Origin of the sequence: Burkholderia cepacia ATCC 25416 (assembly GCF_001411495.1) — a bacterium.
In the GTDB taxonomy this organism is placed as follows: domain Bacteria; phylum Pseudomonadota; class Gammaproteobacteria; order Burkholderiales; family Burkholderiaceae; genus Burkholderia; species Burkholderia cepacia.
Genome location: NZ_CP012982.1, coordinates 1053357 through 1066099, shown reverse-complemented (window position 1 = coordinate 1066099; position 12743 = coordinate 1053357). Strand labels below are relative to the sequence as shown.

The window sequence follows — 12743 nt, the reverse complement described above, 5'->3', positions numbered from 1 at the left end:
ATGGCTCCCGACACTTCCCGGCCGTCCGCGCCGCTGTGGCTGCTCGCGGAACTGACGTACCGATGCCCGCTGCACTGCGCGTTCTGCTACAACCCGGTCGATTTCGCGACGCACGGCGCGGAGCTCGACACCGATGCGTGGCGCACGGTCATCAGCGATGCGCGCGCGCTCGGCGCCGCGCAGATCGGTTTCTCGGGCGGCGAGCCGCTGCAGCGCGACGACCTCGAGACACTCGTCGCGCATGCGCGCGGGCTCGGCTTCTATACGAACCTGATCACGTCGGGCGTCGGTCTGAACGTCGCGCGCATCGAGCGGCTCAAGGCGGCCGGGCTCGACCATATCCAGTTGTCGCTGCAGGATTCGACGCGCGAGCTGAACGATTTCCTGACGAGCACGCGCACGTTCGAGCTGAAGCGCGGCGTCGCGCGGCTGATCAAGGCGCACGGCTACCCGATGGTGCTCAACTGCGTGCTGCATCGCTACAACCTGCCGCACGTCGGACAGATCATCGAGATGGCGCTCGACCTCGGCGCCGATTACCTCGAGCTCGCGAACACGCAGTACTACGGCTGGGCGATGGTGAACCGCGACCAGCTGATGCCGACCGTCGAGCAGGTGCGCGAGGCGGAGGAAACGGTCAACCGCTATCGCAAGCTGATCGGCGAGCGTTGCAAGATCCTGTTCGTCGTGCCCGACTATTTCGAGCGGCGCCCGAAAGCGTGCATGAACGGCTGGGGTTCGGTGTTTCTCGGCGTCGCGCCGGACGGCACCGCGCTGCCGTGTCATGCCGCGCGCTCGCTGCCGGGGCTCGCGCTGCCGAACGTGCGCGACCGGTCGCTGAAGGAAATCTGGTACGACAGCGACGCATTCAACGCGTATCGCGGCGAGGACTGGATGCGCGAGCCGTGCCGCACGTGCGACGAGCGGCATGTCGATCACGGCGGCTGCCGGTGCCAGGCGTACCAGTTGGCCGGCGACCCGGCGCAGCCCGATCCGGTGTGCGAGAAGTCCGCGCATCACGGCCGGGTCGAGCAGGCCGTGCAATTCGCGCGGCGACCCGCGCCGCGCGACGAACAGCCGCTGGTGTTCCGCAGCAAGGAGAATTCGCTCGCGCAGTGTGGAGCGGCCTGCGACTGCTGACAAGGCACGGCGGCGGCGGCGGGGTGAACAGGGCGAGGCAACGCGATGGAAGCCGGATCGATAGATATGCATTCCTCTTCATGTCGGCGATGTGGCGCGCGTGTACGAGGATGGGTGAGCGCGGGAAGGCGGGTGCGATGAGCACCGCTGCCTTCGGAACGCGGCAGGCAACCGGCGTGCGTGGTGCCGCTGGCGATCGGGTACGCCGTCGCGGAACTCGCGTCGCGTCGGTCTTCGCTGCCGTATGCGTTCTGCATGCCGCCCTGTTCGTTCTGCTCGCACATGAGCAGATCGTACGACGCGAACCACTGCAACGGCAGGTGATGGTGGCGACGCTGATCGCGGCGGCGCCGGAGGCGTCGACGACGGCGGCCGCGAAGGCGAAGCCGGTTGCCGCGTCGCGCGCGGTGCAGGAGGCTACGTCCGTGCCCCGATCATCTGCGGGCAGTGTGTCGCGGACGAACCGGCAGGTCGCATCCGGCCGTCCCCGCCCGCCGGCGCATGACGCGCCTGTGCCGGCTCCGGCACGGCCAGGTCCGTCCTCGCCGGCCGCGGCGCAACGCGATACGCCGCGCGACGATGCGGCCGTACGAATGCCGACGCAGACGCAGACTCAACCCGAATCCCGATCGTCTTCCGTGTCGGTGCCACCGCGCTTCGTCGCGCATCCCGACTGCGCGCTGGTCAAACCCGACTACCCGCCGCAGTCGCTGCGGCTGGGCGAGCACGGCACCGTGCTCGTCGAACTGGAGACCGATGCGGCAGGGCAGATCGTCGCCGCGCGTGTCGTGACCGGCAGCGGTTATCCGCGTCTCGACGCGGCGGCGCGTGAAGCCGTACTGGCGAGCCGCTGCGCGCCGCATGTGTTCGACGGCGCGCCGGTGCCGACGCGGGCACGCGCGCCGATCGCGTTCAATCTCGACGACTGACAGGACACTTCATCATGACAATCTACGGAATCGAGCACGTATGGACGCAGGGCGACCCGATGACGCGCGCGGTCGCGCTGTTGCTCGTCGCGATGTCGATCGCATCGTGGACGGTGATCGTGATCAAGGCGATCGAACTCGTCGGCATCCGGCGCCGCGCGGCGCGCGCGGAAGCGCGCTTTCGGGACGCCGGCGGCGCGGCCGGCGCGATGCACGCGCTCGGAGGGCAGGACAGGCCGTTCGTCGATCTCGTTCGCGCGGGCCAGGCGGCGATCGCGCATCACGAAGCGAGCAGGCACCGGCTGCACGACCGGATCGACGCGAGCGACTGGCTGTCGCGCAGCCTGAAGACGTCGGTGGACGAATCCGCGGCGCGGATGCAGCGCGGGCTCGGCGTGCTCGCATCGATCGGCAGCACCGCACCGTTCGTCGGACTGCTGGGCACCGTCTGGGGGATCTATCACGCGCTGCTGTCGCTCGGCGCAACCGGCGAGGCGAGCCTCGACCGGGTAGCGGGGCCGGTCGGCGAGGCGCTGGTGATGACGGCATTCGGACTGTGCGTCGCCATCCCCGCCGTGCTCGGCTACAACACGCTGGTGCGGCTGTCGCGCGATATCGTTGCGCGGCTCAACCGCTTCGCGCACGGGCTGCATCTGTTGCTGCTGACCGGCAGCGTGCCCGAGCCCGCCGGCCGCCCTGAACCGGCGACCAGGATGCCGGCCGACCTGCACCCTGCCGCCGACGGAGCACGAGCATGAACGCCGGCCCGGACGACGCGCCCGAAGGGAATGCGCTGGCAGCCGAGATCAACATGACACCGCTGATCGACGTGATGCTCGTGCTGCTGGTGGTGTTCATGGTGACGCTGCCGGTGCTGCATCACGCCGCGCGCGTTGCATTGCCGCAGGCGGCGAGCCCGCGCGAGGATACGAGCGTGCCGCATGTGGATGTCTCGATCGATGCGGGCGGCGGCGTGAGCTGGAACGCGCAGCCGGTGTCCGAAACCGGGCTGGCGGCGCGTCTCGCGGCGGCGGCCCGCACCGCGCCTCAACCGGAAGTGCGCCTGTCCGCCGATCGCGCGGCCCGCTACGACAGCGTCGCAAAACTGCTTGCGGCCGCACAGGCGGCCGGTCTCACGAAAGTCGGCTTCGTTACCGCGCCCGCTCGCGGCCGATAGCTCGCGCGGTGTCGCGTTGCATGGGCGATGCGGTGCGGCACCTTCGCCGCGCCGCATCGCGCCGGGGGCTTACTTCGCCGAACTCGCGCTGACCTTCGCGAAGTCCAGGCTGCCGAAGCCCGTATCGTCGTCCCAGCCGGCCTTCGCGGTATAGCCATGGCTGCTATAACCGTTGTTGCCCGAGGTCACGTCGTGGAGCAGCGACGTATTGGTCGGGAAGTTCTGGTAGAACGCCGACGTCGGCAGGCCGAGGCTGTTGTTGTTCGCCGATTCGACCCGCGCCCAGCCGCCGACGAAGATCGGCGAAGCGAGGCTCGTGCCGCCGACGAGCTGGTTGGTCTGCCCGTTGATGACGATGTACGCGCCCGTCGATTGCGCGGCGTCGAACGCCACGTCGGGCACCACGCGTTTCGTCACCGTGCTGCCGAGCGCGGCCGTCTGCCAGCTCGGCGCGGTTTCGAACGCGCTCACGCCGCCGCCTGTGGCCCAGATCCGCACGGCGTTGTCGACCGGGTTGCCGTTGCTGTCGAGATCCGCGTACGCGACGCCTTCGTTCCACACGGTTTCGCCTGCCCACGTCGTGGTGCCGGTGGTCGAGAGCGTCGTGCCGCCGACCGCGACGACATACGGCGAACTCGCGGGCGACGACACGCTGTACTTGGACAGGTTGATCGTTGTCCTGACCGACGTGCCGTTGTACGTGCCGATGTAGCCGGGCGCGCCTTGCGGCGACGTCGACCATTGATAGACGCCCGCGTCGCCGGCCGAGACCGAGAAGACCTGGCCCTGCGCGACGGCCTGCTTGAACACCGCGTCGTCGGCGGCGAGCGAGCCGTCCGAGTTCGCGGCGGTTTCGTCGAGGCCGAGCGACACGTTGATGACGGTCGCCTTGTTGTCGGTCACGGCCTTGTTGTACGCCGCAGTCAGCGTCGCGTCGGTGAGGCCGCTGTCGTTGCTGTCGCCGTTCACCGCCGAGTAGAAGATCAGCTGCTTGACGCCGCCGGACGTGCCGATGATGTCCTGGCTGTCGAGATCCCATTCGCCCGGATCGCCGTCGTCGGCCAGCGTGCCCGATCCGCCCGCGACCACGGCCGTGTTGACGGTCGGCAGGCCGGCATTCCGCGTGAAGGTGTTCAGGTCGGCGATGGTCTGGGTCATGTCGCCCCAGGTGATGATGCCCACCGTGGTGTTGGTCGCGGCGGGCAGGCCGCTCGCATCGTAGATCTTCGCGAAATCGGTTGGCTGGTGGCCGACCTGTTGCGACGCGGCGGCCGCGTTCTTCGCGATCTTGTTCGGCTCGATGGCGGCGGCCGGCGCGAAGCGGTGGAGCAGGCGGTGCGGCACCGCGGCGTTCTGCAGGCCGAGCACCGCGTCGACGACCGGGCCGAGCGACGCCGGGATCAACGCGGCCGAATCGTTCGCGAAGACCGGCTTGCCGCGATAGTTGAAGCGCTTGATGCTCGCGTGGAAGCCGTTTTGTGCGTTGGTCGCGTTGCCGTCGGCGGAGACCAGCGTGTTGTTCTCCGACACCGTGACGTTGCTGAAGCCGTTTGCCTTCAGGTGGGCCACGACGGCCGCGACCTGGTCGTCGGTCGGCGCGAAGCGCGCCTTGAACTGCGCGGGCGTCAGGTACTTGCGGTAGTTCGCGCTGCCCGGCTGGTTGACGTCGCGCAGGAACGCGTCGAGCTGGTCGGTGTTGCGGTTCTTCAGCACCACGGTGACATGCAGCGGCTGGCTCAGTTCGAGCGGGGTGACGTGCGTGTCGGTGAGCGCCGGCGTGCCGATGCTGTTGAGCGAGTACGCAGGCTGGGCCTGCGAGGCGGCCGAAGCAGCCGCGGCGGGCGCATTCGACAGCAGGAAAGCGGCGGTGCGGGTCGGCACCCAGTTGGTTGCGGCCTGGGCGGGCAGCGGCGCCAGCGTGGCGGCTACCGCGAGCGGCAGTGCGGCGAGGGCAAAGCGTTGCGAGAGTGTGCGATTGACGTGCTGAGTTCTCTGCATTGTGAGCTCCGAGATTTCGACGAAGAACCGGTGCAGCGCGCGACCCGGATCGCGGGTAGCGGCAGGGCGGCGCATGCAACCTGACGCAAGACCGGACCGACCGGCGTGATTCACGGCGACATAAGTTTTCCTCCCCCTCCCACCATCAAGATCGGAGGCCGGCCCAGGTGTCGGATTCGCGTATCGCGAACATCGATCCCGCGCACGGCCTGCTATCGTGCCGGCTCGCGTCGCAGCAACGGCGCGCGTGCCGGCCATCTGTTTCTCTTCAATCCGCTGTTGCGGATGTTTCGCTGCGTTATCACTTAATTAGGAATCCAATGAATGAAATCCGTATAAGCGGGCAATGCATGGTCGAGCGACGACGTGGTGTGCGTGTTTCGTGTGAGGTGCTGCGGGCGAGATCGAATGTCCCGGTCAACCGGGAGAGATGTCGACATCGTCCTCTTCCGCCAGAAGCGGAACGGGATGACCGGTGAAGCGGGAGCTGTGTGTTGCGAGCGGGTGCTGCGGCTTACGAATCAGCTACTTCTCGTTTTAAACGTAATAAAAACGGAAGTTGATTGTCGGGCCGTTGATTTCCTGATGCGGATTCGATTTCCCGGCGATATTGCTTGCGGGGAAAGATAACAAGAAAGAAAACGGCGAGTCAAACTTTTTTTGATTAGGTTTAAAAAGTTTAGATAATCGCTTCTCAGGGTGTTTTTTATAAACGGAAAACGATTATGTAAGTCATTCGTCATCCATGACGAGTGTGACCTTGACGCAATGCAGGCGCAGCGCAGGCGTTGCCGAGAACCGGTGCGGCCGCTGTCATTTATTTCGCGGCGGCGTTCCGAAGCCGGGTCTCGAGGTTTCCTTGCTGGCGTGTGGCGGGAGAGCACGCGTCCGGCGCAGCGCTCGATTCCCTTCGATTGAAGCCAGGCGGATCGCACGCCGGGTGTGGCACGGCATCTTCTTTTCCTTCTTGCCGGCTTTCCCGATTCCCGCAGCGGCGGCGCGCAGGTCGCGCGCCATGTGCCGCGCATCACGGCCCGGCGATCATCCGTCGTCCGCCTTGGCCTGCAATCCCTTCAACCCCTGGATCACGACCAGCAGCGCGCGGCCGTGCTCGTCCGATCCGTCCCACGCGTCGACGATCGCGTCGCGCAACAGGTCGTTGTATTGGCGGCGCGATGGCTCGGTATCGACGCCGTAGAAATTGCATAGCTTATTGAATGGCGCGCTGCGGCGCAGCCGATGCCCGTTCGACAGCCTCAGGCGCGATACGGTCGGCTGGCTGACCCCGGAGAGTCGCGCTATTTCGCTGGACGAACGTGTATCTGCCAGCAGACGGCGCAACAGGTCTTGTACGGGAAAATCTTGGTCCGGGGCTTCCATGCGATGCATTATACCTATACAGTTACGGCTGTTGAATGGGCTTGCTGTCACCAGCGAGGCTGTATCCCGAGAAAGTTGATGACACTGAAACACCTCCCACCCACGTTCTGCTGGACCAAGATCGGTACCGAGTCCGGCGAGGAACTGCCGACCGTCGTGCTCCGCAAGGAATGGGAGCGCCGGCTCGGGGGCGGGCGTTTTCTGTGGGGCATCAACCAGCCGCTCGGCAACAGCGCGCAGATCGCCGCGCACCGCACGGGCTCGCTGCTCGCGCTGTTCTCGCCGGTCGCGTCGCGCCCGCGCCCGGGCGAACGCAAGGACGCGCTGTTGTGGAATGCCTGGATCGACGCGAGCGGGCAGGTGCGGCCGTTGCCGCCGCATACCTTCATCGCGAGCCGCTCGACCTTGCCGTCGGGCCGGCGCCGCGAACAGCATTACGCGCTCGTCTGCGCGTCCTCCACCGCGCTGACGGTCGGCACGCAATTGCGCGTGTTTCCCGATCACCTGCGCAGCGTGAGCACCGGCAAGGCGCTCGGCGCCGCACAGGGCGCGGCCGTGGTCGATTGCGTCGGGCGAGCGAAGGAGCAGACGGGCAAGAGCTATCCGCTCGCGCTGTCGGTCGAACTCGAGGCACCGTATTTCGTGCGGCTCGCCCAGCCGTGCGTGCTGAAGGCGCGCGATCTCGCGGAAGTGAACAAGGCGACGCGCGCCGGTGATTTCGATCGCTTCGTCGAACTCGTCGCGCGCTTGCGCGGCCGTTCGCCGACGGACGCCGTGCGCGGCGTCACGCGCGATCTGTTCGACGTGCCGCCGATCGAAACGGCGGCCGCGTATGTGGCGCCCACGCACGTGGCGCGCTTGCGCAACCGGCCGGCGGCCGAGCATCCGCGCGATCTCACGGGCGACCTGTTCGACCTGTCGCCGGGCGAAGCGGCCGCGTTCGCGGGCCTTGCACATCCGCGCATCGGGCGCGCGTGACGAATCGCGCGCGGCACGTCGCGCAAGAATTTGTTGCAATCTCGCCATAGCGGAGCGGCGAGTGCAGAGGGACAATCGGCTCGAAGCGCGCTGCGCGGCGGCCGATGCGTCGACGATCGACGGTTCGTGGTTCACGCATGCCGACATGCGCACCACGCACACGGGGCGTCGGCGTGCTTCACACTGCAACCCTGAGGGAGAAGTGTCGATGTCGACCCACATCTGTTCGCGGGAAGCCCGGGCCGCGCAACGCTTCGTCGAAGCGACGCGCAACGTCGATCAGGCCTTTCGCGCCGTGCGCGGCGAAAGCGACGACGACGGTTCGTCGGCCGAATACGCGCGCGCGATGTCGCGCCTCGATCGCGCGCTCGCCGAGCTGGCGCGTGCGCAGGAGTTCTTCGATCGCGTGGTCGGCGCCGATACCACTGCGCACGACAGCTGATTCCGCCGCTTCCACGTGTCCGCGCGTCGAGTGACGCGCATGCCTCTTCATGCCGGGCAGGGCAGCCCGGCATCTCATTCGTCCCGTTCAGATTTCAGACCTTGCGGCCTTCGACCGGATAGCCGGGCTCGGTATACCCGTGCGTCGATGCGTGCCCGGGCGGCACGAGCGAATCGAAACCGTTCGTCGTCCGGGCCGAGTTCGAGCGTCAGCGTATCGATGTCGCTGTCCCGATGCGCTTCGGTGCGCGGCCGCGCGATCGTCGAGCCGACGATGCGGTTCTTCATGACCCGCACGAGCGCGAACGCCACCGATGTCGTGCCGCGCGGCGGCGCGGCATACGCGTCAGCCCGCGCGTGTCATCTCCGGCACAGCCGGTGCGGGATGGTACGCGTAACCGCGATGCTGGAACGAGGTCGCGAAGAACCGCATCTGGTAGCGGATCGCATTCGCCCAGTAATCCCACGTATGACCGCCGGGCCGCTCCGTGTAGTCGTGCGGCACGCCGAGCGCGAGAAGGCGCTCATGCAGCGTGCGGTTCGAGCCGACGAAGGAATCGTCGCGGCCGCAATCGATCGCCAGGTCGAGATGGGCGCGCACGAACGCGCGCGCGCTTTCGACGATCACGTTGCGGTTCCAGAATGACGAATGGCGTTCGGGATCGCCGAACACGTGGTCGATGCCCGGCTCGTCCGCGCAGCAGCGCGGATCGACCGCGCCGCTGATGCTGCCGACCGCGCCGAACGTGTCGGGCCGGTCGAGTGCGATGCGCAGTGCGCCGAAGCCGCCCATGCTGAGCCCGGTGATCGCGCGTGCGTGCTGCGTCGCGATCGTACGGAAATGCAGGTCGACGTAGGACACGACTTCATCGCCGATGAAGGTTTCGTAGCGGCTGCCCGAATCGAACGGGCTGTCGATGTACCAGCTTTCGTGCCCGCCGTCGGGCATCACGAGGATCACGTGATAGCGGTCGGCGAGCGCGGCGATGTGCGTGTTCGACGTCCAGTCGGTATGGTCGCCGCCCGAGCCGTGCAGCAGATAGACGACCGGATAGCGCTCGTTGCCGCGGTTGTCGCGCGCGTAATCGTCGGGCAGCACGATCGTCGCCTTCAGCGTCTCGCTCATCGCGGCGCTCGGGATCGCGACGACCCGCGCATGAAACGCGAAGGCAGGGCTCGTGACGGCCAGCAGCAGAAGCAGCCAGAAGGTACGTGCCAGGTGCATCGATCGTTGCATGTGTCGACCCAGTCCGGCGCCGGACGCCGGGAAAACCCTGTTCCGGTGACTCTAGCAACCGCGCCTTTCAACCAAATTTCGGCGAATCATACGGTTTCGGCATTTTCCCCGCCTGACGACCGGAGATGCCTGCTGCGCCCAGGATGCGCCCGATTGCATCGCGAAACGCATCCGGCCGCTCGGCCGGAATCAAGTGCCCGCAGCCTGCGATCGTGTCGAAGCCGGCGCAGCGCGCAAGCGCCCAGTCGGGCACGTGCCAGCCCGCGCACGAGCGTTCGCCGGCGACGAGCCAGACGGGATGACGCTCGAACACTTGCGCGAGCGCCTGCAGGTAGCCGGGTTCGCCCGTCGTCGCGACGACGGAGCGGCCCATCGCGCGCAGCGTCGATGCAGGTTGATGCGCGAGCCAGCGGCAGGCATCGTCGAGCTGGCCCGGCGACGGCGCGTCGATCGCGCCGCGCAGCCAGCCGAGCGGATCGGCGCGCAGCCCGTCGAGCATCGCGTCGGCCTCGCCGGGCGTCATGCGGCCGACCGACGCCGACCAGAACGCATCGTCGAGTGTGAAGTTGCCTTCGACGTTGACGATCCGCCGTACGCGTTTCGGGTGCGCATGCGCGAACAGCATCGCGATCGCGCCACCGACCGAGTGGCCGACGACATCGACCGGCTGCGCGCCGAAGTGAGCATCGACGGTTTGGCGCACATGCTCGACCTGAGCGGCGAGCGAGATCGCGTCGAACGGCACCGCGCGATATGCGCCGTAGCCGAGCAGGTCGGGCGCGAGATGCGGGCCGTTCCATCCGCGCACGTCGAGCGTGCCGATGAAACCGTGAATGAAGACGACGGGCGTGGGCTGGGTCATGGGGCGGGCGGGCAAGGAAGGGGCGGCAATGCGAGTTCGGCGAGCAGTTCGTCGAGTTCGAGCACGTGCGTGCGGTCGTGGTCGAGCAGTTCGCGCACGAGTTCGTCGAGCGACATGCGGCGGATGCCGTCGCGCAGCCCGCAGCGTGCGAGCTGCGCGGGATCGAGCGCGGCGGCGACGGTGCACAGCGCCGCGCGACCCGTGCGGAATGCCGCGACCGCCGCGTCGAGCGGCTGCGCGAGATAGTCGCGTTGCGCGGCGAGTGCGGTGCCGTCGACGGAGGCGATCACCGGCAGGTCGAGCGTGCGTACGGCGTTGATGCGTTCGGCGAACACTGCGTCGAGATCCCGCAGGTGGCACGCATGCTCGACGAGTGAGAAGCCCGTGCCGCCGGGGCGGCGCGTCCGCAGTGCGGCCGGCACGTGCGCCGCATACGCGGCGAGCCGATCGGGCAGTTGCGCCAGCGCGGCGACGACACCGGCGAACGGCAACAACTGCGGATGCGCGCTGAACACCGCGCCGTAACTGAACAGCGTGCCGCCGAGCCGCCCGCGCGCCTGCACGACGTCGTGGCCGTGGCGGCGCATGACGTCCGCGACCATCGCGCCGCAAAACTGGCGGGCCGTCGTGTCGGTTTCGATTTCGGGGAATTTCAGCGCGATCTCGTGCTGGATCGCGCCGATCGCGGCGACGCCCACGCGCGACAGCGCCGCGAATTCGACGTAGCGCTCGGGTTGAGCGATCAGTGCTTCGAGCTGGGCGCCGAGCGCGGTGGTGCGGAAGCGGTCGAAACGGGAATGCATGATGGAAAGAATCGGCCGAGTAACGTCTCAAAACGATACGTTACTCGGCCGGTAGCGTCAACGGCGGGATGTGCGCGATGCGCTGCATCAAGCGTTGCCGGCGCCCGGCGGTCACGCAAGACCGCCTGACGCCGCCAGTCTTACGCGTGTTTCCCCGCCTCGGCTTGCGCACTCTGCTGCGCTTTCAGTTCCTGCAACTCGGCCGTGAATGCCGGGCTGAAATCCTCGGCCTCGAACAGCGGGCGGATCTCGATGTCGGAGTCGCCGGGCATCGGATTCGGGCAGCGCTTCACCCATTCGACTGCTTCCTCCATCGATTTCACCTGCCACAGCCAGAAGCCGGCGACGAGTTCCTTCGTTTCCGCGAACGGGCCGTCGATGACGGTGCGGTTCCTGCCGGCAAAGTGCACGCGCTTGCCGCGCATGCTCGGGTGCAGCCCGTCGGCGGCGAGCAGGATGCCGGCTTGCGCCAGTTCTTCGTTGAACCGGCCCATCGCGGCGATCATTTCGGGGTCGGGCATCCGGCCGGTTTCGGAATCGGCGGTGGCCTTGACGATTACCAGGACGCGCATGGTCGTATCTCCTTGAAAGGAATGAGGGGGCGCCGCCGGCCGTGCCGACGGCAAAACGATCGGTTACGACAACACGACGCGCGACGGCGACGCGAATCGACATCTGGCCCGACGAATATTCGGGGACGCCCGCACCGGCGGGCGATGCGGCGGAGCCCTTTGCCAAAACTGTTATGCTGGTCCTCACCACGTTCACGCGGAGGGTGCCATGGCTGCTAAGGAAGTGTCGAAGAAGAAGTACCTGAAAATCCTGAACAAACGCCTGCGCGCGGAACCGGCGGCACCGGCCGGCGCGTCGTTTGTCTTTTTCCCGCTGGGCGCGAAGGCGAAGAACGCGACGGGTGTCGTGTCCGGCGATGCGCGCAGCAAGCGCGAACTGGCGGTGATGGCCGCGGTTCAGCGCAAGGCGGCCGAAGAGTTCGTCGTCGCCGGCGCCTGACCGGAACAACCTGCCGGACCGTCGTCCGGGTTGCCGCCACCACGGCTTACGCGGCGGCGGCCTCGCAATGCGCGATTGCGCCGGCGAGCACGCGCGGGATGTCGTGTGTGATGGCCGGGCCGTGCATCGGCAGGATGACGTTGAGATCGAGCGTCTGGATCCGGCGCAGCGCGCTCGCCAAGTGTGCGAGCGACGGCAGGTAGTCCGAGCGCCGGATCGAATCGAGGATGGCCGGCAGCGGGTCGTCGGCGGCTTCGTCGCCGAAGCGCATCAGGATGTCCGACGACAGCAGCGCCTTGTACGCCGGCAGATACACGACGAGCGCATCCCATTGATGGACATGCTTCGTGAAGATCGGCACGACGTCGACGCCGGAGATCGTCGTCGGCTCGCCGTCCTTCAGCGGCTTCGCGCGCACGCCGAAGATATCGGCCAGCCCGTGCGTGCAGATCGGATGCGCGTACGCGACGAGCGCCGGATTGGCCGCGAGGAAGTCGGGCAGTGCGCCCATCTCGTCGACTTCGAAATGCGGGACGACCACGCTGCTCACCATCGACGGCGCGATGCCGACGGTCGCGAGGCTCGCGCTCAGTTGCGGAAAGTTGGAACGCGTGCCCGTTTCGATGCAGACGACGTCGCCATCGGGCGACCGGACGAAGAACTGGCTGAAGCCGAGCTTCAGCTTGTCGATGTAGGTCGTTGCGCGAAACAGGCCGCTGCGGATTTCTTCGATACGGGCGGTGTCCATCGAGGCGGTCCTTGCGCGGGCAGTGGGGGGTGCCCCTAT

General features: G+C 67.3%; 14 protein-coding genes and 1 pseudogene. 7 read left to right on the top strand and 8 right to left on the bottom strand.

Annotation, left to right across the window (positions count from 1 at the left end):
- The 4 genes from pqqE to APZ15_RS22175 all read left to right on the top strand — a co-directional run bounded on the left by pqqE (nt 1) and on the right by APZ15_RS22175 (nt 3246).
- Nucleotides 1–1140 (top strand): pyrroloquinoline quinone biosynthesis protein PqqE, encoded by a 1140-nt coding sequence (pqqE, locus tag APZ15_RS22190; protein ID WP_027790660.1) that lies wholly within the window; start codon nt 1–3, stop codon nt 1138–1140.
- 137 nt (nt 1141–1277) lie between these two features.
- A complete protein-coding gene (locus APZ15_RS22185) occupies nt 1278–2069 on the top strand; it encodes an energy transducer TonB (protein ID WP_158605823.1) in 792 nt (263 codons plus the stop codon).
- Nucleotides 2070–2083: 14 nt separating this feature from the next.
- Complete coding sequence (locus tag APZ15_RS22180) at nt 2084–2827, top strand: MotA/TolQ/ExbB proton channel family protein (RefSeq protein ID WP_049097997.1); 744 nt, start codon at nt 2084–2086, stop codon at nt 2825–2827.
- Nucleotides 2824–3246 (top strand): ExbD/TolR family protein, encoded by a 423-nt coding sequence (locus tag APZ15_RS22175; protein ID WP_027790662.1) that lies wholly within the window; start codon nt 2824–2826, stop codon nt 3244–3246. The genes APZ15_RS22180 and APZ15_RS22175 overlap by 4 nt, the downstream gene beginning before the upstream one ends.
- Before the next feature lie 69 nt (nt 3247–3315).
- Here the strand turns inward: APZ15_RS22175 and APZ15_RS22170 are convergent, their stop codons facing one another.
- On the bottom strand, nt 3316–5244 hold the full coding sequence (locus APZ15_RS22170) for a S53 family peptidase (RefSeq protein WP_027790663.1): 1929 nt from the start codon (nt 5242–5244) through the stop codon (nt 3316–3318).
- A 1041-nt stretch (nt 5245–6285) separates the two neighbouring features.
- Entirely contained in the window at nt 6286–6624 is a 339-nt protein-coding gene (locus tag APZ15_RS22165; protein ID WP_021160302.1) for a helix-turn-helix domain-containing protein, read from the bottom strand.
- 78 nt (nt 6625–6702) lie between these two features.
- Here APZ15_RS22165 and APZ15_RS22160 point away from each other — a divergent pair, with 78 nt between their 5' ends.
- A complete protein-coding gene (locus APZ15_RS22160; RefSeq protein WP_027790664.1) occupies nt 6703–7602 on the top strand; it encodes a hypothetical protein in 900 nt (299 codons plus the stop codon).
- A 208-nt stretch (nt 7603–7810) separates the two neighbouring features.
- Nucleotides 7811–8044, top strand: a complete 234-nt coding sequence (locus APZ15_RS22155) for a hypothetical protein (RefSeq protein ID WP_021160304.1) — start codon at nt 7811–7813, stop codon at nt 8042–8044.
- Between the two features lie 94 nt (nt 8045–8138).
- Here APZ15_RS22155 and APZ15_RS22150 read toward each other — a convergent pair.
- The 5 genes and pseudogenes from APZ15_RS22150 to APZ15_RS22130 all read right to left on the bottom strand — a co-directional run.
- Nucleotides 8139–8379, bottom strand: a pseudogene (locus APZ15_RS22150) (aldo/keto reductase); the annotation flags it as partial.
- Nucleotides 8380–8389: 10 nt separating this feature from the next.
- On the bottom strand, nt 8390–9268 hold the full coding sequence (locus APZ15_RS22145) for an alpha/beta hydrolase (RefSeq protein ID WP_059552768.1): 879 nt from the start codon (nt 9266–9268) through the stop codon (nt 8390–8392).
- Between the two features lie 79 nt (nt 9269–9347).
- Nucleotides 9348–10142 carry an alpha/beta fold hydrolase gene (locus APZ15_RS22140; protein WP_080982065.1) on the bottom strand — a complete coding sequence of 265 codons (795 nt, stop codon included), beginning with the start codon at nt 10140–10142 and terminating at the stop codon, nt 9348–9350.
- Nucleotides 10139–10945 carry a DinB family protein gene (locus tag APZ15_RS22135; RefSeq protein ID WP_027790666.1) on the bottom strand — a complete coding sequence of 269 codons (807 nt, stop codon included), beginning with the start codon at nt 10943–10945 and terminating at the stop codon, nt 10139–10141. Before APZ15_RS22135 ends, APZ15_RS22140 begins: the two co-directional genes overlap by 4 nt.
- Nucleotides 10946–11085: 140 nt before the next feature.
- A complete protein-coding gene (locus APZ15_RS22130) occupies nt 11086–11517 on the bottom strand; it encodes a YciI family protein (RefSeq protein WP_027790667.1) in 432 nt (143 codons plus the stop codon).
- 208 nt (nt 11518–11725) lie between these two features.
- Between APZ15_RS22130 and APZ15_RS22125 the strand changes: the two genes are divergently transcribed.
- Nucleotides 11726–11956: a hypothetical protein gene (locus APZ15_RS22125; RefSeq protein WP_027790668.1), complete on the top strand. Its 231-nt coding sequence runs from the start codon at nt 11726–11728 to the stop codon at nt 11954–11956.
- 46 nt (nt 11957–12002) lie between these two features.
- On the opposite strand, the gene APZ15_RS22120 is transcribed toward APZ15_RS22125, so the two are convergent.
- Nucleotides 12003–12704: an oxygen-binding di-iron domain-containing protein gene (locus APZ15_RS22120; RefSeq protein WP_027790669.1), complete on the bottom strand. Its 702-nt coding sequence runs from the start codon at nt 12702–12704 to the stop codon at nt 12003–12005.
- Nucleotides 12705–12743 lie beyond the last annotated feature (39 nt).